Raw genomic sequence first — 20536 nt, forward strand, 5'->3', positions numbered from 1 at the left:
CGCGTTTTCGCCAGTGAGGGGCCCGTTGCGTGGAAGACTTCGTCCAGAAGCTCAGGCATTACGTGAAGTCCGGCACGCCAGCGGAGCGCCGGATCGCGAAGTATTTCACCGAGCATCTGAACGACCTGCCCTTCGAAACCGCGGCCTCCGTGGCCGACCGGCTGGATCTCAGCCCAATGACGGTCGGGCGCTTCCTGCGAGCGCTCGGCTATCAGGGCCTCGACAGCGTCAAGATCCATATCCGCGAAACGGCGGTCACATCGCCGGTCCAGTTGCAGACCTCGCTCAACGAGCTGCAGACCGACGCATCGAGCGGCAAGCCGTTGGCGCTGCTGGTTACCGAACAGATCCAGGCGATGCACCATATCTACCACCTGACCGCGCAGCCCCAATGGGCTGAGGCGGCGTCGATGATCTCAAGCGCCCGTGAAGTCTTCATCGCCACCCATGTACGCTTGACCGGCTTCGCTTCGCATTTTGCCCAGCGCCTTACCCACGCCCGCGATGGCGTTCGCGCGCTCGATGGATCGGGGAGCCGCTTTGCCGAACTCTTCGCCCGACAGACCGGCGAAGGCGCACTGCTCGTCATCATCGATTGCCGGCGCTTTGCCCGCGCCAGGCTACTTGCCAGAACAGCAAGGCGCTACGGCTACCGGGTGGTGCTGATCACTGCGGAAAACAATGACTGGATGCCGGAGCAGTCGAACATCATGCTGACACTGCCTCCGTCACGCGTGCCGGACGAAGACAACCTGCCGCCGCTGATGGCACTGCTCGATTGCCTGTCGGAAACGGTGATTGCTGCGGCCGGCGACGAGGCCTTCCAGCGCGAACGCCGCATGGCGGAATTCGGCGCCATCCTCGGCGAAGGCCGCGGCGGCGGCTAATCCATCGCTTCCAGTTCGGCGCGATGCCGGTACATGGCCAGCAGCCGCCGGTATTCGCGGTCGTACATCGCCCGCTTGGCCGCGTTCGGGCTGCGTTCGTCGCCGCCGGGATACATCGCGGTCCCGGCCGCCGCCAGATCCTTGTGTAATCCGCAGGCGGCGGAAGCCGCGATCGCCGTACCGAGCAGGACGGCTTCGTTCATTTTCGGCACCACAACCTTACATCCCGTCGCGTCGGAATAAAGCTCCATCAGCACCGGGTTCTTCACATGGCCGCCGGCCACATGTAGCGTATCCGGAACGTAGCCGTACTCTTTCATCGTCTCGAGGATATGGCGGATACCAAGCGCAATCCCGACGGCGGTCCGCCAATAGAGCGCACACAGCCCGTCGAACGACGTATCGAGCGTCAGCCCGCTGACGACGCCGACAGCGTGGGGATCGGCGAGCGGCGAGCGGTTGCCATGAAAATCCGGTAGCACGAAGATCCTGGCCCCAAGCGCATCGTCGCCTTCTTCAGCACGGAGCTGAGCGACACGGGCTGCGATCTTCTGATGCAACGCCGCCGTCGGCTCGCCGCCGGCCGCATGCATGCGCACGATATGATCAAGCAGGGCGCCGGTCGCCGACTGGCCGCCTTCGACAAGCCAGGACTGGGGAAACACCGCTTCGTAATATGGCCCCCACATGCCGTGGCTCGGCCGCCGTTCGCGCGAAAACGAAACGATGCAGCTCGACGTGCCGGCAATCAGCGCCAGCTGGCGTTCAAGCTCGCGCGGATCGGCCGCATAGCCGCCGAGAGTGCCGAGCGCACCCGCATAGGCATCGACCATCCCGGCCGCAACATGGCAGGCGGTCGTCAGCCCCAGCGCCGAGGCAGCCTCCTGCGTCAACGTCCCGACGCTGGAGCCGACCGGCACCGTTTCGTCAGGCAGGTGCCCCCGCTCCAGCAGATCGTCGAGACCGATCTGCGCCAGGAAGTCCTTCCGCCAGCCGTCTTTCTCATGGGAAAGATAGTTCCATTTCGCCGTCAGCGTGCAGCGTGAGCGCGCCAGCGATCCGGTCGCCTTCCAGGTCATGAAGTCGGCAAGATCGAAGAAGTAGCCGGCGTTCATCCAGGTGCCCGGCAGCTTCGTCTTCAGCCACATCAGCTTCGGCATCTCCATCTCGGGAGACATGAAATGCCCGGAATGTTCGAGAACGGCATGCTGCGTCGCCGTGCAGAAATCCGCTTCCTGCAGCGCCCGGTGATCCAGCCAGACGATGGTGTCAAAGCGCTTCTCGCCGCCGGTCGAAACAGAAATCTGCCTGCCCTCGACATCGCGCACGACGAGCGAGCACGTCCCGTCAAAGCCGATCGCACCGATTGAAGCAGGCGCCACGCCCGATTGCTCAACGGCCTTGCGCACCGAGATGCAGACGGCGGACCAGATATTTTCGGAATCGTGCTCGGCGTGGTTTTCCCGCGGCCTGTTCATGATGATTGGATGCTCGGCCTTGCCCAGCAACCGGCCGCCGGCATCGAAGACGCCGGCGCGCGCACTGCCGGTGCCAACATCCACCGCAACCACGTGATCATGCATCAGGGGTGCATCCCATCCAGCTTTTGTTTCTGGATAAGGTGGAGCAATTCAGGCATTACGTCAAACACGGCTTCGGGCGAAAGCCGGTCAAGTTCAGCACGATAGCCCTCGAAATTGGCGTGGGAACCGCCTGTAAAGGCAAAGACGCGCATACCGGCGGCCTTTGCCGCCTCGATGCCCGCCGGGCTGTCTTCGATCACCACGCAATTCTTCGGCTCGACCTGCATTTCACGCGCTGCATGCAGAAAAAGGTCCGGTGCCGGCTTGCCGTTTTTCACCATGCTGGCGCTAAAGATATTCGGCAGCTTGCCGATCAGCCCGGTGACGGACAGTGAAAGCTTGATACGCTCGACCTGGCTCGATGAAGCGACACAGCAGGGAATATCGAGCGCGTCGATCGTCTCGCCGATGCCTTCGATCGGCTTCAGCTCCTTGCGGAACCGGCCGTAGAGATCGACCCGCATCCGCTCGAGAAACTCCTCGCCGGCATGGACGTGATAGTCGCTCTTCATCGTTTCAATGACAGTCGCAAGGCTCTTGCCGAGAAAGCGGCCATAGACCTCGTCTTCAGTGATCGGCACCCCGAGATCGTTCATCGCCTTGACGAGAACGTTGACGGAAATCGGCTCGCTATCGACGAGCACGCCGTCGCAATCGAATATGACCAGCCGTGTCTCAGCATCAGTCATGGAAGACCAACCATCGTTCTAGGACGCATGACCGTCCTGCATCCCGCCAGGCGGCAACGGCGGCATGTGCCGCCGTCATATCTGCTTACACTGCAAGCTTGCCGTCGAGATAGAGCTGCAGCGTCTCGCGAGTGCCCTTTTCCCACAGCGTTTTCAGGGCATGGGCGAAGCGCTTGCGGAAGAGCTCCGATTTCGCGACTTCGCCGAAGATATCGTCAAAGGCGAGGAAGGCCGCCGGATCGTCCTTGGCCTTGACCGCAGCCGCGTGCAGACGGTCGGCGCTGGCATCGTTGAAGACGATCTCCTTGCCGCTATCTGTCTTGCCGGCGAAGTAGCGGCACCAGAGCGCCGAAACCAGCGAAAGACCGACAACATCCCTGCCCTGGCTGAGATTGTCGAGCGTCGAGGGCAGGATGAATTTCGGCTGCCGGTTGGAACCGTCCTGCGCCAGGCGCGGGATGGTGTCGGCAATCTTCGGGTTCAGCAGGCGGCGCTCGATCAGCTCGAAATAGTCCTGCAGCGAGGTATTCGGTACCGGCGGCACGATCGGGATGATCTCGTCCTTCTCGAGCTTCGCCAGGAAAGCGCGGATCAGCGGATCTTCCATCGAGTCGTGAACGAAGTGGATGTCCATCAGCGCCGCGGGATAGGCAATCGCCGCGTGGCCGCCGTTCAGGATGCGGATCTTCATGTGCTCGTAGGGCGTCACATCGGACACGAAGGTGACGCCGACCTTTTCGAGCGCCGGACGGCCTGCGGTGAACTTGTCTTCCAGCACCCACTGCTTGAATTCTTCGCAGTAGACGGGCCAGTTGTCCTCTATGCCAAACTGATCCTTCAGCAGGTCGATCTCGCGCTGGCCGGTTGCTGGCGTGATGCGGTCGACCATGGCATTCGGGAAGGCGACATTGGCCTTGATCCAATCGGCGAAGGCCGGATCCGACAGCTTCGCTGTACCGACGACGGCGTTGGTGGTGACCACGCCGTTATGCGGAATGTTGTCACAGGACATCACCGTGAAGGGAACAAGGCCCTTGTCCTTGCGCGCCTTCAGACCGGCGACGATCAGGCCGAACACGGTCTTCGGCTCGGACGGGTTCTTGCCGTCGGCGGCGATCGCCGGATGCTCCGGATTGAACTTGCCCGATGCGTCGATGAAATAGCCGCCCTCGGTAATCGTCATCGAGACGATCTTGATCACGGGATCCGCAAGCTTGGCGATGATCGCCTTGGAATCGCCGACCGGCAGGATGTCGATCATCGGTCCGGTAACCCGGGCCGCCGTCTTGTTGTTGTCCTGCTCGACCACCGTCGTCAGGAAATCCTGCGCCGCGAGCTTTTCGCGCATCGACGCATCCGACGGCAGCATGCCGGCGCCGACAAGCGCCCAGTCGTGATCCTGCCCCTCGTTGAAGAGATCGTCGAGATAGATTGCCTGATGGGCGCGATGAAAATTGCCGACGCCGAAGTGCACGATGCCGGCTGAGAGCGACGCCCGGTCATAGGCCGGAACAGTGGCCGTCTTGGCCGCCTCGGTAAGCGTTGCCAGCGATAGTTTGCACGTCATGATACAGTCCTCTTGAGGTCTTCCGGAGCGGCCTCCCGCTCCAGGTCTCGGCGGACCGGGCACCGCGCCCGCTCCGCATTGCCACCCCGGCCCGGTCCCGCCTTAGATGGCGAGGCCGCCCTCGTTGAATTTGTGGATACGCGCCTTGTCGGGCGTCACATAAACGGTGTCGCCCGCCTTGGCCGCAAAGTCGCCGCCGGCACGCGCCGTCACCGCACCGATGCCCTCGACATCGATATGCAGGAACGTGTCGGAGCCGAGATGCTCGGCGACCGTGACCCGGCCCTTCCAGTCGCCGCTTTCCAGCGACAGCAGCACATGCTCGGGGCGAACGCCGATCGTATGCGCGCCGAGCTGAGCGGCGAGCTGGCCCTTGACGAAATTCATCTTCGGCGAACCGATGAAGCCGGCGACGAACAGGTTGCGCGGGTTCTTGTAGAGCTCCAGCGGAGAACCGACCTGCTCGATATTGCCGCGGTTGAGAACGACGATCTTGTCGGCCATCGTCATGGCTTCCACCTGGTCGTGGGTGACGTAGATCATCGTCGTCTTCAACTGCTGGTGCAGTTCGCTGATTTCGAGGCGCATGTTAACGCGCAGCGCCGCATCGAGGTTCGACAACGGCTCGTCGAACAGGAAGGCCGACGGCTGGCGAACGATGGCGCGGCCGATGGCGACACGCTGGCGCTGACCGCCCGAAAGCTGGCGCGGCTTGCGCTCCAGATAGTCGGTGAGGTTCAGCACGCGCGCGGCGTCGCCGACCTTGCGGTCGATCTCAGCCTTGTCCATCCCCGCCATCTTCAGCGGAAAGGCGATGTTGTTGCGCACGCTCATATGCGGATATAGCGCATAGGACTGGAACACCATTGCCAGCCGGCGTTCGGACGGCGCCTGTTCGGTCGCATCCTTGCCATCGATGACGATCTTGCCGCCGCTGACATCCTCGAGCCCGGCGATCAGCCGCAGCAGCGTGGACTTGCCACAGCCCGATGGTCCTACGAAGACGACGAATTCGCCGTCCTTGATTTCGAGATCGATCGAAGGGATGACCTTGGCTTCGCCGAAGACCTTCGAGACTTTCTGAAGGGTAATGCTGCCCATGTTTCTCTCCCTGTCGTCTTATTTCACCGCGCCGAAGGTCAGGCCGCGGACGAGTTGTTTCTGCGAGAACCAGCCGAGGATCAGGATCGGGGCGATCGCCATGGTCGATGCTGCCGAGAGCTTGGCGTAGAACAGGCCCTCGGGGCTGGAATAGGAAGCGATGAAGGCCGTCAGCGGCGCTGCCTTGGAGGCAGAGAGGTTGAGGGTCCAGAAGGCTTCGTTCCAGGCCAGGATGATGTTGAGCAGCAGCGTCGAGGCAATTCCGGGAATGGCCATCGGCGTCAGCACATAGATGATTTCCTTGGCGAGCGAGGCACCGTCCATGCGGGCGGCCTCGAGGATCTCGCCGGGGATTTCCTTGAAGTAGGTGTAGAGCATCCAGACGATGATCGGCAGGTTTATGAGCGTCAGCACGATCACCAGGCCCATGCGGCTGTCCAGCAGTCCGGTGTTGCGGAACATCAGGTAGATCGGGATGAGGGCGCCAACCGGCGGCATCATCTTCGTCGACAGCATCCACATCAGAACGTCCTTGGTCCGCTTGGTCGGCGAAAACGCCATGGCCCAGGCGGCCGGAATGGCGATGATCAGGCCGAGCAACGTCGAGCCGAAGGAGATGATCACCGAGTTCATGAAGTGGCCGAGATAGTTCGACCGGCTCTGGACTTCCGCATAGTTCTCCGTCGTCCAGTGGAAGAACAGGAACTGCGGCGGCGAGGCGATCGCATCGGCTTCCGACTTGAAGCTGGTCAGGAACGTCCAGAGGATCGGGAAGAAGATCAGGATCCCGAGCGTCCAGGCGATCGCGGTCATGATGACCTTGCGTTGTGTGGTGACTTTGCGGGCCATCTTACGCCTCCAGGTTCTTGCCGACGAGGCGGACAAGGAAGATCGCGACGATATTGGCGAGGATGACAGCGACGATACCGCCTGCCGAAGCACCGCCGATATCGAACTGCAGGAGCGCCTGAACATAAACCAGATAGGTCAGGTTGGTGCTCTGCGTGCCCGGGCCGCCATTGGTGGTGACCAGGATTTCGGCGAAGACCGAAAGCAGGAAGATCGTCTGGATCAGGATGACCACGGTGATGGCGCGGGCCATGTGCGGCAGGACGATGTAGATGAATTTCGAGATAACGCCGGCGCCATCCATTTCGGCGGCTTCCTGCTGTTCCTCATCGAGCGACTGCAGCGCCGTCAGCATGATCAACGTGGCAAACGGCAGCCACTGCCAGGCGACGATCAGGATGATCGAGAACAGCGGCGCGTTGGCCAGCCAGTCGTAAGGCTGCAATCCGAGTGCCTTGGCGAGATGCGCGAAGAGCCCGTTGACCGGGTTCATGAACATGTTCTTCCAGACAAGCGCTGCCACCGTCGGCATGACGAAGAAGGGCGCGATGACCAGGATGCGAACGATGCCCTGCCCGTAGATGTCCTGGTTCAGCAGGATCGCGAAGGCGATACCGCCGACGACCGTGATCAACAGGACGCCGAGCACCAGCAGCAGCGTATTTGCCAGAGCGGAGAAGAAGGCTGGATCCGTCAGGAAGTACTGATAGTTCAGGAAGCCGACAAAGCTTTCCATGCCCGGGCTGAGCAGATTGTAGTTCAGCAGCGAGAAGTAGATCGTCATCGCCAGCGGGATGAGCGACCACAGCAGCAGAAGAATGACCGAAGGCGCCATCATCATGCGCGCGGCTGAGCGGGTGTGTAACGTTGCCATGGCAATTACCGATCATGTCTGGAGTGGCGAACGGCTGCAGGGCAGCAAAGAAAAAAAGGGGGCCGCCGATGCAGTTCGGGCAATTCGGCGGCCCAGTTGAGTGGAATGTCAAGCATTCCAACCCGTTCTCAGGAGGTTATTACTTGATGTAACCAGCCTTCGTCATTTCGCGCGTGGTCAGCTGCTGTGCGCTCTGGAGAGCCTGGTCGACCGAAAGCTGGCCGGCAAGCGCTGCGGAGAACTGCTGTCCAACGGCCGTACCGATACCCTGGAATTCCGGGATCGCCACGAACTGGACACCGACATAGGGGACCGGCTTGACGGTCGGCTTGGTCGGGTCAGCCGAGTTGATGCTATCAAGCGTCATCTTCGCGAAAGGTGCTGCCTTCTGGTAGTCGGCATTCGCATAGAGCGAAGAACGAGTACCGGGAGGTGCATTCAGCCAGCCTTCCTTTGCAGCGACCAGCTCGGTGTAATGCTTGCTGGTAGCCCAGGCGACGAACTTTTCAGCCGCTTCGACCTTCTGCGAGCCTGCCGGGATGGCGAGGTTCCAGGCCCAGAGCCAGTTGCCGCGCTTGCCGAGGCCCTTGTCCGGAGCCAGAGCGAAACCGACCTTGTCGGCAACCTGCGATTCCTTCGGGTTGCTGACGAAGGATGCTGCCACGGTGGCATCGATCCACATGCCGCACTTGCCGGTCTGGAAGAGCGCCAGGTTTTCGTTGAAGCCGTTGGAAGAGGCACCCGGAGGGCCGGCTTCCTTCATCAGGTTGACGTAGAAGTTCAGCGTGTCCTTCCACTCGGGCTGATCGAACTGCGGCTTCCACTGCTCATCGAACCAGCGTGCGCCGAAGGAATTCGACATGGCCGTCAGGAACGCCATGTTTTCGCCCCAGCCGGCCTTGCCGCGAAGGCAGATGCCGTAGACTTCCTTGTCCTTGTTGGTGATCTTCTTCGCAGCATCTGCGATGAAGTCCCAGGTCGGAGCGTCGGGCATCTTCAGACCGGCAGCTTCGAACAGGTCCTTGCGGTACATGACCATCGAGCTTTCGCCGTAGAACGGCGCTGCATAGAGCTTGCCGTCTGCAGTCAGACCGCTGCGGATTGCCGGCAGGAGGTCGTCGGCATCGTAGTCGGCGCCGAGATTGTCGAGCGGCAGAAGCCAGCCCTGCTTTGCCCAGATCGGAACTTCGTAAGTGCCGATCGTCAGAACGTCATACTGACCGCCCTTGGTGGCGATGTCAGTGGTGACCTTCTGGCGGAGCACGTTCTCTTCGAGCGTGACCCATTCCAGGTCGATGTCAGGATTGGATTTTTTGAAGTCATCCGTCAGCTTCTGCATACGGATCATATCGCCGTTGTTCACGGTCGCGATTGTGAGCGTTTCAGCCGAAGCCATGCCCGCAAACGCCAGTGCCGAGCAGGCGCCCAGCAGAAGAGTTCTCAATGTCATATCTTCCTCCCAGAAGATGAGTGTGAGCATTCGCTTTGCTCATGGGCAATTACTCACAGGAGGTTACAGAATGTCAATCCGCATTCGTTGCTGCGGTAGCGAAAGGGACACTTATGGCATTGATTTAAAACAAAATAATTTTTGCTCAGGCGGTGAGCAAAAACTCGGCAGTTGCCTCATCGGTGATCAAAGCGTTGATCTGGCGGCCGACGATGGCGGCTCGTATCGCCTTGAATTTGCGCTTTCCCTTGGCGATTCCGATGACGGTGGATGAGTCGCGCGGCGGGATCGGCGCCGAGGCAACGCGCTCGTTGATCGGGTTGTCGAGAAGCTTGCCGTCACCGTCGAAAATCCAGCCACAGATCTCGCCGACGGCGCCATTGCGCATCAGCTCCATCATCTCGTCCTTCTCGAGGAAACCGTCGACGCAGAGCGGCCCGTCGATGCCCAGTTCCCCGATACCGACGAAGGTGACATCCGACTGCGAGCTGATCTCCAGCGTCGAGCGCACCAGCTGCTGGCTGTGCAGCATTTCACGCTCTTCTGCCGACGTGACGAGAACCGGTAGCGGCATCGGGAAATGCCGCGCCTTGACCGCATCGGCCATGCTGAAAATGACGTTGTAATAGGCCGCCGACCCATCGGGCGTGATGTTGCCGGTCAGAGAGACGATGCGGTGTTCGGGACATTCGAGCTGCGGCAGCTGATCGACAGCCGCTTTCAACGTACGGCCGGTACCGACGGCAAGCACGATCGGTTCGGGCCGCTTCAGCCAACGCTCGATCTCCGCAGCCGCCGCCTCGGCAATGCCGATCGTCGTTGAGGAAGAGCCGGGATCGCTGGGAACGATTTCCACGGAACGCAGATCGAATTTCTTGCGCAGCTGATTGCCGAGTTCGAGACAGGCGGCGATCGGATGATCGAGCCGCACCTTGATCAGTTTCTCGGCAACGGCAAGCGAAACGAGGCGCTGCGCCGACTGGCGCGAGATGCCCATCGTCGAAGCAATCTCATCCTGCGTCCGGCCCGCGACATAATAGAGCCACCCTGCTCGCGCCGCGTCATCCAGCCGTCCCGGAGTATCGGTTCTTTTTGCCATCTAGCTTCTTACCGCGCGAAATAGGCCGGCGTTTTACCGGGTGAATATGACCATGAATCTCTAATGCGCCAGATCAAAACAAAAATGGGCAAATGTCGAGTGTGTTGAAGAATTGCGTGACAGATTTCGTCTTGGCGGCCTGTCAGGCAAACCAGTTGGCGATGACGAAGGCCGCCGCCTTGATGATCCCGTAGACCATGCCGCCGACGACGGTCGCCGATAGTCCGGCAGCGATCACGCCGAGGATGACGAACAAGCCATCGCGGCCGAGAATACCGAAGGAGAACAGGCAGATCGCCAGCGCCGGCAGCATATTCCCAAGCGGGATCGGCAGCGTCAGTATGACGGCCATGACGAGACAAAGGAAGCCGGCAAGATATTCCGCCGGCGGCTCGACAAGCACCGAAAGCCGCGGCTTCAGCATCCGCTCGGCGAAAGCAAGCTTCCGATGGATACGCGAAATGATCGCCTCGAAATCCTCCCGCCGCATCGAGCGGTCGGCAATCATCTTCGGCAGCCAAGGTTTGAGACCGAAGGTCAGCTGTGCCGCGAGAAAGAGCAGCGGCGCCCCGAGGATCGCCGAGGTCCCGGGCGGCGTCGGCACGAGGTTCGGCAGCGCGAAAACCAGCATCAGAGCGCCAATCGCCCGGTCGCCCATCGTTTCGAAAATATCCCGGATGGAGATGCGCTCGCGCGAGCGGTCACTGGCCATCTGCCTGAGAATTGCCGACAGGCGGCGCGCCCTCGGCCGTGGATTACGCGGCAGGCGCCCCCGCGCCATACCCATGCTTTCGATCGTCATAAAACCCCGGAAACTCGATTTCGTGTGCTTGATACCATCCAAATATGAACCTTCTCTGCTGAATGTGCCGCCATCATGACGGCGCCGGTTCCCGATCGCGGCCATTGCAAGGCCATTTTTCGCCGTCACGCCATGCTTGACCCCCGCCAGCGCCAGGCGCTACTCATTCCCCAGGGAGAAATTGCGTGCGAATTCTGTTGGTTGAAGACGATGGAATGATTGGCGAAGCGGTGCGCGACCATGTGGCCGCCGCTGGCCACGCCATCGACTGGATGCGCACGATCGGCGATGCGAAGGCGGCGGAAAAATCGGTCGATTACGGGCTGATCCTGCTCGACCTGCAGCTGCCGGATGGTACAGGCATCGAGTTTCTCAAGGCGCTGAGGGGACGCGGCAAGACCGTGCCGGTCATCATCCTGACGGCGCGCGACCAGATATCCGACCGCATTGAGGGGCTGAATGCCGGTGCCGACGATTATCTCGTCAAGCCGTTCAATCTCGGCGAACTCGAAGCCCGCATCATGGCGGTCGCACGCCGCTACGGCGCCAATCCGCACCCGATCATCAAGATCGCCGATATCGAGATCGACCGCCCCCAGCACAAGCTTGCGGTCGCAGGTGAACCGATCGTGCTGACGAGCCGCGAATGGGCCGTCCTCGACCTGTTGGTCGCCCGGCCCGGCGCGATCGTGCCCAAGGACCGCATCGAAGAGGCGCTCTACGCTTTCGGATCGGAAATCGAGAGCAACACCGTCGAGGTCTATGTCAGCCGGCTGCGCAAGAAGATCGGCAAGGACCGCATCCGCACCGCCCGCGGTATCGGCTACACATTGGGCGAAGCATGAGACGCGAACCGAGCATTACCCGGCCGCTGATCCTGGCGCTGACCAGTATCGTCGTGCTCTTCTGGCTGATCGCCATCGGCCTCAGCATCCGCGTCATGCAGCACGAGTTCTCGGAGATCTTCGACAGCGCTCAGGAAGAAACGACGCAGCGGCTGCTGGCACTGATCGTCGACGACCTCGACCAACGCACGGTCACCGATCCGCGCAGCGTGGCGATGCTGAATACGGCCGCCAGCCGCGAATATCTGACCTATCAGCTGCGCGACAAGACCGGAAAGGTCGTGCTGCGTTCCAATGATGCGCCGGCCGAGCCGTTTGGCGCACCGCTCGTCCACGGATTTCACGACACACAAACGCACCGGATCTATACCGAGGCGACAGCCGATGGCGCCCTGTTCATGCAGGTGGCCGACCGCTTTGGCAATCGCCGCGAAGCCGTGCGCGAAAGTGCCGCCACCCTGCTCTGGCCGCTCATCGTCCTCATCCCGGCCAGCATCTTCGCCGTCTGGTTCGTGGTCGGCCGTGCGCTGAAACCGATCGAAACACTGCGCCAGGACATCGCCACCAAGGACGGTGGCAACATGGCGCCGATCGAGAGCGGCCGCCTGCCCCGCGAGATCAAGCCGATCGGCCGCTCGGTCAATCTGCTACTGGCCCGGCTGCGTTCGGCGCTCGAAGCAGAGCGCGAATTCACTGCCAATAGCGCCCACGAACTCCGCACCCCGATTGCCGGCGCCCTGGCACAAACGCAGCGGCTCGCCGAAGAGCTTCCGCCCGGCCCGGTGCGGCAGCGGGCCAAGCAAGTTGAGACTTCATTGGTCAATCTCAGCCGGCTGGCGGAGAAGCTGCTTCAACTCTCCCGCGCCGAAGCCGGCATCGGCAAAAGCGACGTAGCCTCCGACCTGAAGCCGGTGCTCGACATGCTGATGACCGATTATGCCCGCGACAGCCGCACCGAGGGCCGCATCGCCTATGAGGCCGGAAACGGCGCAACGCTTGTGCGCAATGCCGATGTCGATGCCTTCGGCATCGTCATCCGCAATCTGGTCGAAAACGCCCTCTCTCATGGAGACTCCGGGCAGGAGGTTTCGGTCTCACTGGATGGGGAAGGCACCATTCGCGTGGTCAACGACAGTCCGGTGATTTCTGCGGCAGACCTCGGCAATCTCAAGCGGCGCTTCCGCCGGGGTGCGACCAACGCGCCGGGATCGGGTCTCGGCCTCGCGATCGCCGATCGCATCACCGCCCAGATGGGCGGGACGCTGGAACTGCTGTCACCGGCAAGCGGCAGGCAATCCGGCTTCGAAGCGCGGGTCACGCTCCCCGCATAGGGCTTGCAAATCCAAGCAAACGATGCGAGCAGACGCCGGTAATCGCGAGGCGGCAATACATGATCATTTCCTTCGACATCGGCGGCTCGGCCATCAAGGGCGGCATCGCCCGCTCCGAAGCGGACATCACTCCCATGGGCCGCAAGCCGACCCCCAAAGATGACTTTGCGGCCTTCGTCGAAACCATCCGCAGTTTCATCACGGAAAGCGGCGAACAGCCGTCGCGCGTTGCGCTTTCGATTGCCGGCGTTGTCGATCCGGATACCCAGCGGCTCACCTGCGCCAACATTCCCTGCATCCACGGCCGCGATCTCGCAGCCGAGCTGGAGGCGGAACTCGGCCTGCCGGTGCTGATCGCCAACGATGCAGATTGTTTCGCCATGGCCGAGGCCGAACTCGGCGCCGGACGCGGCCACCGCATCGTACTTGGTGCCATTCTCGGCACCGGCGTCGGTGGCGGCCTTGTCTCCGACGGGCGATTGATCAACGCCTCGGGCGGCTTTGCCGGTGAATGGGGCCACGGCCCGATCATCGCCTCGGAAGCCGGAAACCCGCCCGCCAAAATCCCGGCCTATCCCTGCGGCTGCGGCCAGAAGGGCTGCGTCGACACCGTCGGCGGCGCCCGCGGCCTAGAGCGCCTGCACAAGACGCTGCATGACCTCGATTTCTCCAGCGAAGAGATCATCGCGCAATGGCAGCAGGGTGATGAGAAGGCTACGCGAACAATCGACGTCTATACCGATCTCGTGGCCTCGCCACTCGCCCTGACCATCAACATCACAGGCGCAACGATCGTCCCTGTCGGCGGCGGCTTGTCGAATGTCGAACAGCTGCTTGCCGAACTCGACAAGGCGGTCCGCCAGCGGATCCTGCGCAAGTTCGACCGGCCGCTGGTTGTTCGCAGCGAATGCCGCGTCGAACCCGGCCTGATCGGCGCAGCCATCCTCGGCCTCAAGGCCGAGGCGGCCTGAACGCACCTGATCTGAAAGCGAAAACGGCGCGGCCGGAACCGCGCCATCTTCACTCTGCGGCCATCGCCGGCGGATGATGCTCATCCGCGTCTTCCTGGTCGGCGCTGGCCTGCCCGCCCGTCGCATCCTTCGGCTCACGGCCGAAGAACAGCGCATAGCCGGCGGGCAGAACGAAGATCGTCAGCAGGGTGGCAACCAGAATGCCGCCCATCATGGCGTAAGCAAGCGGACCCCAGAAAACGCCGCGCGAGATCGGGATCAGCGCCAGAACGGCCGTCAGCGCCGTCAGCATGATCGGCCTGAAGCGGCGGACAGCAGCACCGACGATCGCCTCCTGCCGATGCATCCCCGCCTTGATATCCTGGTCGATCTGGTCGACGAGGATGATCGAGTTGCGGATGATGATCCCAAGCAGCGCGATGACGCCAAGGATCGCCACGAAGCCGAACGGCGCACCGCTGATCAGCAAGGCGCTAGCCGCGCCGATGATGCCGAGCGGACCGGTCGCAAAGACCAGCATCGCCTTGCCGAAATGCTGCAGCTGCGCCATCAGCAGGATCATGATGACGACGAGCATGATCGGCGCCTTGGCGGCAATCGAATCCTGGCTCTCGGCAGCATCTTCAGCACCGCCCTGAATCTGCACCTGATAGCCGGCGGGCAAGCTGTCGCGCAGCCCCTTCATGTCGGCATACATCTTCATGGCAACGTCGTTCGGCTGCACGCCGTCAGGCAACGTGGCACGCACGCTGATCGTCGGCAGGCGGTTGCGGCGCCATTCGATGCCCTGCTCCATCACTGGAACCACCTTGGCAATCTGCGACACCGGCACGAAGCCGCCGAAATCGGTCGGCACATAGACCGAGTTGACGGCCGAGAGCAGCGAACGGCTCGTCTCCGACTCCCGGGCAACGATCGAGACCGTCTCTTCGCCATCACGGAAGTCATCGAGCGGCGCCCCGGACATCGCGGTCTGCAGCATCTGCCGGACGCGCTGCGAGGTAACACCCAGCGAACGGGCGCGATCCTGGTCGATGATGAGCTTCATCGCCGGTACCGGTTCCAGCCAATCGTCGTGGATGGCACCAAGTTCGGGGTTCTCGGCAAACTTGGCCTTCACCTCGTCGGCAATCCGGCGAACTTCCTGGCGGTCGGGCCCCATGACGCGCATCTGCACGGGCCAGCCAGTCGGCGGCCCCAGGAACAGGCGGTCGACCTTGCCACGGATATCGGGAAAGTCTTCGGCAAGGATCGTCCTGAGCTTGACGATCAGCCGCTCGCGCGCCGGTTCGTCATTCGCCATGATCAGGAGCTGGGCGAAGTTCGGATTGGCAAGCTGCTGGTCGAGCGGCAGGAAGAAGCGCGGCGCGCCTTCGCCGATATAGGTGGCGATAAACTTCTTGTCCGTATCCGCCATCATCTTGGCTTCGAGGGCCTTCGCGTTGGTCTCGACGTCCTTGATGCTGGTGCCTTCAGGCAGCCAGAGATCAACGAGGATTTCGGGACGCGAAGACTGCGGGAAGAAGTTCTGCGGGATGAACTGGAAGCTCCAGAGACTGGTGACGAAGGCGCCAACGGTGATCAGAAGCACGATGGCGCGATGGCGCACCGCCCAGCCGACGCTGTTGCGCAGGCCGCGGTAGAAGCGCGTATCGAAGACATCGTGATGCTCGCCGGTATGATGCCGCTGCTTCAGGATCATATAGCCGAGCCATGGCGTGAAATAGACCGCCACGAACCATGAAACGATAAGCGCGATACCCACGACATAGAACAGCGAACGGACATATTCACCGGCCGTCGATGCCGCAAAACCGACGGGAATGAACCCGGCTATGGTGATCAACGTGCCAGTCAGCATCGGGAAGGCTGTCGATGAATAGGCGAAACTTGCCGCCTCGACCTTCACCAGTCCCTCTTCGAGTTTTCGCTCCATCATCTCGACAACGATCATCGCATCGTCGACAAGAAGGCCGAGCGCGATGATCAATGCACCGAGCGAGATGCGCTGCAGATCGATGCCGAGCTCGTACATGATGGCGAATGTGGCCGCTAGCACCAAGGGGATCGCAATGGCGATCACCAGGCCGGAGCGCCAGCCGATCGACAGGAACGAGACGATAAGCACGATAACCAGTGCTTCGCCCAGCGCATGCATGAACTCGCTGATCGCATCGGTCACGACATCGGGCTGGTTGGAGATCTGATCGACAGCGACGCCATAGGGCAGCGCCCTCTCGAAGCGCTCGTAGGTCGCTTCGACATCCGTGCCGACATCGGTAACCTTGAAGCCCTTGGCCATGACGACGCCGACCTGAACGCTCTCATGACCGTTGAAGCGGTACTTGCGCTGATAGGGATCATCGAGACCGGAATAGACGGTGGCGATATCGCCAAGGCGGGTCACCTGATTGCCGGAGCGCAGCCGCAGTTCCCGGATATCCTCGACCTTGCGGACATCGCCTTCGACCGAGATGCGCACGGACCGCAGGCCGGTATCGACCGAACCTGCCGGATCGACATTGTTCTGGCCCTTGATCGCGTTCTGCAGATCGATGACGGTCAGGCCGCGTTCGGCCAGCGCCTTGGAGGAGACGTCGATATAGATCTTCTCCGGCTGGTCGCCGATGATGACAGCCTTCTCGACGCCGGGCGTCGTCAGCAGCATGTCACGCGCCTGGATCGCGAATTTCTTCAGCTCTGGATAGGAATAGCCGTCGCCACTGATAGAATGCAGCGTGATGAACGTATCGCCGAATTCGTCGTTGAAATAGGGGCCGAGCAGGCCCTGCGGCAGCTCGCTGGCGATATCGCCGACCTTCTTGCGGACCTGATAGAACGCGTCGGCAACGTCGGCCGAGCTGGTGTCGCCCTTCACCTGAACGGTGATGATAGAGCTGCCGGCACGGGTATAGGATTTCACCCAGTCGAGATGCGGGGTTTCCTGCAGCTTGCGCTCGATCTTGTTGGTGACCTGGTCTTCCATCTCCTGAATGGAGGAGCCGGGCCAGACGGCCTGCACGACCATGACGCGGAAGGTGAAATCCGGGTCTTCCTTCTGGCCCATGCGCATCAGCCCGAGCACCCCGGTGATCAGGATGAGGCCGAAGAGGAAGCGGGCGATGCTCGGATGGCCGATTGCCCAGCGCGACAGATTGAACGGGCGCTTCTCGGTGGTGTCGTTGCTGTCCATGATCTGTGTTCCCTCTCGCTACGCCTTACTCGACAGCGCTGGTCGCTTCGGTGGAAGCGGCCTGCTGATCGGGCAGCTTGACCTTGAGGTTCTCGGTCATGAACTGCGTGCCGGCAGCAACGACGATATCGCCGCTCTGCAGACCTTCGGTGACGCTGACGCCGTCGCCGGTGAAATCGGCAATCTTGATCTCGCGGGCATGGACGGTCGCAGCATTGCGGTCGACGATCCAGACGATCTTCTTGCCATCTTTTTCCGCCAATGCCGTCAGCGGCACGGCGACGTCAGGATTGGTATTGGTGACATTGGCCTCGACGGTCGCGGTCATGCCGAGAAGCACGCGCGGATCGTTCGGCAGGCTGACGCGGACGGAGAAGGTCCGCGACTGCGGATCGGCCGCACCCGAGACTTCGCGAACCTTGCCCTGCAGAACCAGCTTGTCATCGGACCAGAAGCTTGCCTTTACGGGTTTGCCAGGCTTGAACTCGGCAATGTCGTTCTCCGGTACGGCGATCTGCACTTCCTTCTCGCCATCGACGGCTACCGCGACGACGGGCGTACCCGAAGCCACGACCTGCCCGGTATCGGCATTGATTGCGGTCACGATGCCGTTCTGATCGGCCTGCAGCGCAGCGTAGCTTACCTGGTTTTTCGCCTGGTCGAGCGACGACAGAGCGGCATCGCGCGTCGATACCGCCTGATCGTAGGTCAGCGACGCTTGCTCAAGTTGCGATTTCGAGGCGACGCTCTTGTCGAAGAGCTGGATGGCACGCTTGTTGGCCAGATCGGCGGTCTGTACGCCCTTCTGGGCCGCCGCCAGATTGGCTTCAGCACTCTTCACGGCAAGCTCGTAGTCGGTCGCATCGACGCGTGCCAAGAGGTCACCCGGCTTCACGCGGTCGCCGATATTGACGGCGCGTTCGGTGATCTTGCCGGCAACGCGGAAGCCGAGATTCATCTCGGTGCGCGCCTTGACGGCGCCGGAATAATCAAGCGCCCGCGTGTCGCCAGCCTTGGCGATCTCGACAACCTTCACGGGCCGCAACACTTGCGGGGCTTCCGCCTTCTTCTCGTCGCTGCAGCCGGAAAGGCCGAGACTGAGAGCGCCGGCGAGCGCGAGACTGAAAATGGACGGCATAAGGCGGCTATTGAGCGAAATCATCTTCGCGCTCCCGATCTTTCGAATGTTATAGGGCGGCCGAACCGCCTGTTATTTCAATGCTTTCAGAGAGAATTCGACGAGCTCGTCAATCGTCGCCCGATTGGTCTTGGCAAGACACTGAGCAACGATTTGCGGATGGCACAGGGTGACCGTCGCCGCACCGAAACAACGCGAAGCCGCATCCGCGTCCTGTTCGGCAAACTCACCGGCCGCAATCCCCTCGCGGATCACGTCGGCAAGCAATGCATGAATGCTGTCGATATGCTTGTCGATCACGTGCCAATCGCGCTCGATCGCGACGACCACCATTTCGTGAACCTTTTCGCGATCGAGCATGGTGTCGACCGTCATCTGATACTGGCCATGCACGAAAAGCCGCAGCCGCTCCGAAGCGCTGAGCGGCAAATGGCAGGCGTCATAGGCCTGCTTGTAGCCTGCGGCCAGCATGCGTCCGCAGATCGCCTGGTGGATTTCCACCTTGGATGCAAAGAACCGGTAGATGTTGGCCGGCGACATGCCCAGATCACGGGCGACGTCGGCAACGGTCGTCTTGGCATATCCGTAATGACGGAAAAGCTTTTCCGCCGAATCCAGAATGCGCGTCACATTCTCCTGACGGCTGCTTTCGATCGTGGCTTCTGCAATTTCGCCCATGCTTTGGGTGGCCTCACTTACGACTGACGAATTTTAAATTTCGTCAGTCGTAAGATATCAGCCATCACATGTCAATCAGTGAATCAAACGTAAAAATGCCGCGGCCAACGGGCGCGCGGCATTGTATGAATGTTTTCAAATGGATCAGGAAAGCGTGACGTCGAGCGTGATCGGCACGGCCGACAGCGCCTTGGAAACCGGGCACCCGGCCTTGGCCTTGTTGGCAAGCTCGGTGAACTTCGCCTGATCGGCGCCCGGTACCTTGCCGGACAGCGAAAGATGGATGGCGGTGATCGCAAAGCCGCCTTCGACGCTTTCCAACGTCACCTTCGCCGTCGTCTCCATGCTCTCGGCCGTCAGCCCGGCTTCACCGAGGATCAGTGAAAGCGCCATCGTGAAGCAACCGGCATGCGCCGCGCCGATCAGCTCTTCCGGATTGGTACCGGGAACGCCTTCGAAACGCGTTGCAAAGCCATAGGGCTGCTCCTTGAGAGCGCCGCTCTGGGTCGAAATCTTGCCCTTGCCATCCTTGAGCCCGCCGGACCATTGGGCCGATGCTGTGCGATTGATCTGCATGCCGTCCTCCGTTGCGATTGAAACCTGAAGTGGCCAATGCCGCCACCGCGGAAGGCATCACCTTCCTTGGCGCAATATAAGGCTCGATCTCGCATTGGCGACCACCACGCGAAAATCATTCAGGCCGGATGCTGCTGCACGCTCAAACCGCCATCAACAGTCAGACAGGTGGCATTCATGAACGGGCATTCGTCAGAGATCATGAAGACGGCGGCCATGGCGATCTCCTCCGGCGTGGCGATCCGCCCGCCGGGATGAAGCTTCATCGTTTCGGCCTTGGCGGCCTCCGGATCGGGAAAACCGTTCCAGTAATCGATGACCTTCTGGGTCGCGACATAGCCCGGCGCCAGCGCGTTCACGCGGATATTCTTCGTCGCATATTCGAGCCCCAGCGACTTGGTCATGCCGAGCAACGCATGCTTTGCAAGCGGATAGGGAAATGTATGCTGGATGATGGTGAAGGCATGCGTAGAGGCGATATTGAGGATCACGCCGCCGCCCTGCTCGATCAATCCAGGCAGCACGGATTTCGTGCAATTCCAGGCGCCCTTGAGATTGATGTCGAAGCAGCGGTCCCATTCCGCATCGCTTGTTTCAAGCGGCTCGGCAAAGACATTGACGCCGGCATTATTGACCAGCGCGTTGATCGGCCCGATTTCCGAGGCAGCCTGTGAAACGGCAGCCGCGATCGCCGGAACATCGGTAATATCGGCGCGCATATACCCAACGCGGCCGCCCTTTGCGCGAAGCCCGGCCGCGGCTGCGGCAAGACGCGCCTCGTCGGTATCGATGAGAAAGACGGCAGCATCCTCGCGCAGGAAGGCCTCGGCAATCGCCAGACCGATACCCTGCGCCGCACCTGTGATCAGCACGCGCTTTCCCTTGAGACGCTCCACCAAAATT

18 protein-coding genes are annotated in these 20536 nt (G+C 61.4%); 4 read left to right on the forward strand and 14 right to left on the reverse strand.

The genetic code is table 11. The features are described from left to right. Nucleotides 1-29: 29 nt before the first annotated feature. The gene (locus tag AC1DNK_RS10290; protein WP_112385652.1) at nt 30-887 is read left to right on the forward strand and encodes a MurR/RpiR family transcriptional regulator; all 858 of its coding nucleotides are present in this window, start codon (nt 30-32) and stop codon (nt 885-887) included. Here AC1DNK_RS10290 and AC1DNK_RS10295 read toward each other — a convergent pair. The 9 genes from AC1DNK_RS10295 to AC1DNK_RS10335 all read right to left on the reverse strand — a co-directional run bounded on the left by AC1DNK_RS10295 (nt 884) and on the right by AC1DNK_RS10335 (nt 10901). Next, entirely contained in the window at nt 884-2470 is a 1587-nt protein-coding gene (locus AC1DNK_RS10295; protein WP_112516864.1) for an FGGY-family carbohydrate kinase, read from the reverse strand. The two genes, AC1DNK_RS10290 and AC1DNK_RS10295, sit on opposite strands and share 4 nt — an antisense overlap. Next, nucleotides 2470-3159, reverse strand: a complete 690-nt coding sequence (locus AC1DNK_RS10300; RefSeq protein WP_310296797.1) for an HAD family hydrolase — start codon at nt 3157-3159, stop codon at nt 2470-2472. Before AC1DNK_RS10300 ends, AC1DNK_RS10295 begins: the two co-directional genes overlap by 1 nt. Nucleotides 3160-3244: 85 nt before the next feature. Further along, complete coding sequence (locus tag AC1DNK_RS10305; protein ID WP_477940822.1) at nt 3245-4726, reverse strand: mannitol dehydrogenase family protein; 1482 nt, start codon at nt 4724-4726, stop codon at nt 3245-3247. 102 nt (nt 4727-4828) lie between these two features. Beyond that, complete coding sequence (locus AC1DNK_RS10310) at nt 4829-5827, reverse strand: ABC transporter ATP-binding protein (protein ID WP_112516867.1); 999 nt, start codon at nt 5825-5827, stop codon at nt 4829-4831. A gap of 18 nt (nt 5828-5845) precedes the next feature. Beyond that, complete coding sequence (locus AC1DNK_RS10315; RefSeq protein ID WP_112385657.1) at nt 5846-6676, reverse strand: carbohydrate ABC transporter permease; 831 nt, start codon at nt 6674-6676, stop codon at nt 5846-5848. Between the two features lies 1 nt (nt 6677). Continuing rightward, nucleotides 6678-7550: a carbohydrate ABC transporter permease gene (locus tag AC1DNK_RS10320; RefSeq protein ID WP_477940824.1), complete on the reverse strand. Its 873-nt coding sequence runs from the start codon at nt 7548-7550 to the stop codon at nt 6678-6680. A 139-nt stretch (nt 7551-7689) separates the two neighbouring features. Next, a complete protein-coding gene (locus AC1DNK_RS10325) occupies nt 7690-9000 on the reverse strand; it encodes an ABC transporter substrate-binding protein (protein WP_112385730.1) in 1311 nt (436 codons plus the stop codon). Nucleotides 9001-9145: 145 nt separating this feature from the next. Next, nucleotides 9146-10099 (reverse strand): sugar-binding transcriptional regulator, encoded by a 954-nt coding sequence (locus tag AC1DNK_RS10330; protein ID WP_477940825.1) that lies wholly within the window; start codon nt 10097-10099, stop codon nt 9146-9148. 142 nt (nt 10100-10241) lie between these two features. Further along, nucleotides 10242-10901 (reverse strand): exopolysaccharide biosynthesis protein, encoded by a 660-nt coding sequence (locus AC1DNK_RS10335; protein WP_477940827.1) that lies wholly within the window; start codon nt 10899-10901, stop codon nt 10242-10244. Between the two features lie 185 nt (nt 10902-11086). Between AC1DNK_RS10335 and AC1DNK_RS10340 the strand changes: the two genes are divergently transcribed. The 3 genes from AC1DNK_RS10340 to AC1DNK_RS10350 are packed head-to-tail and all read left to right on the forward strand — an operon-like array spanning nt 11087 to nt 14048. After that, nucleotides 11087-11746: a response regulator gene (locus tag AC1DNK_RS10340; RefSeq protein WP_477940828.1), complete on the forward strand. Its 660-nt coding sequence runs from the start codon at nt 11087-11089 to the stop codon at nt 11744-11746. Next, a complete protein-coding gene (locus AC1DNK_RS10345) occupies nt 11743-13077 on the forward strand; it encodes a sensor histidine kinase (RefSeq protein ID WP_477940830.1) in 1335 nt (444 codons plus the stop codon). Before AC1DNK_RS10340 ends, AC1DNK_RS10345 begins: the two co-directional genes overlap by 4 nt. A gap of 59 nt (nt 13078-13136) precedes the next feature. Next, a complete protein-coding gene (locus tag AC1DNK_RS10350; protein WP_477940832.1) occupies nt 13137-14048 on the forward strand; it encodes an ROK family protein in 912 nt (303 codons plus the stop codon). A gap of 49 nt (nt 14049-14097) precedes the next feature. Here AC1DNK_RS10350 and AC1DNK_RS10355 read toward each other — a convergent pair whose 3' ends face one another. The 5 genes from AC1DNK_RS10355 to AC1DNK_RS10375 form a co-directional block, all read right to left on the reverse strand. After that, complete coding sequence (locus tag AC1DNK_RS10355; RefSeq protein WP_477940834.1) at nt 14098-17241, reverse strand: efflux RND transporter permease subunit; 3144 nt, start codon at nt 17239-17241, stop codon at nt 14098-14100. Nucleotides 17242-17266: 25 nt separating this feature from the next. Next, the gene (locus AC1DNK_RS10360; RefSeq protein ID WP_477940836.1) at nt 17267-18403 is read right to left on the reverse strand and encodes an efflux RND transporter periplasmic adaptor subunit; all 1137 of its coding nucleotides are present in this window, start codon (nt 18401-18403) and stop codon (nt 17267-17269) included. A gap of 48 nt (nt 18404-18451) precedes the next feature. Beyond that, nucleotides 18452-19057 (reverse strand): TetR/AcrR family transcriptional regulator, encoded by a 606-nt coding sequence (locus AC1DNK_RS10365; RefSeq protein WP_112385665.1) that lies wholly within the window; start codon nt 19055-19057, stop codon nt 18452-18454. A 144-nt stretch (nt 19058-19201) separates the two neighbouring features. After that, entirely contained in the window at nt 19202-19633 is a 432-nt protein-coding gene (locus AC1DNK_RS10370; protein ID WP_112516875.1) for an OsmC family protein, read from the reverse strand. 119 nt (nt 19634-19752) lie between these two features. Beyond that, nucleotides 19753-20532 (reverse strand): SDR family oxidoreductase, encoded by a 780-nt coding sequence (locus AC1DNK_RS10375; protein ID WP_477940838.1) that lies wholly within the window; start codon nt 20530-20532, stop codon nt 19753-19755. Nucleotides 20533-20536: the final 4 nt, after the last annotated feature.

The sequence above is a fragment of the Rhizobium sp. 01N424 genome (assembly GCF_056399485.1).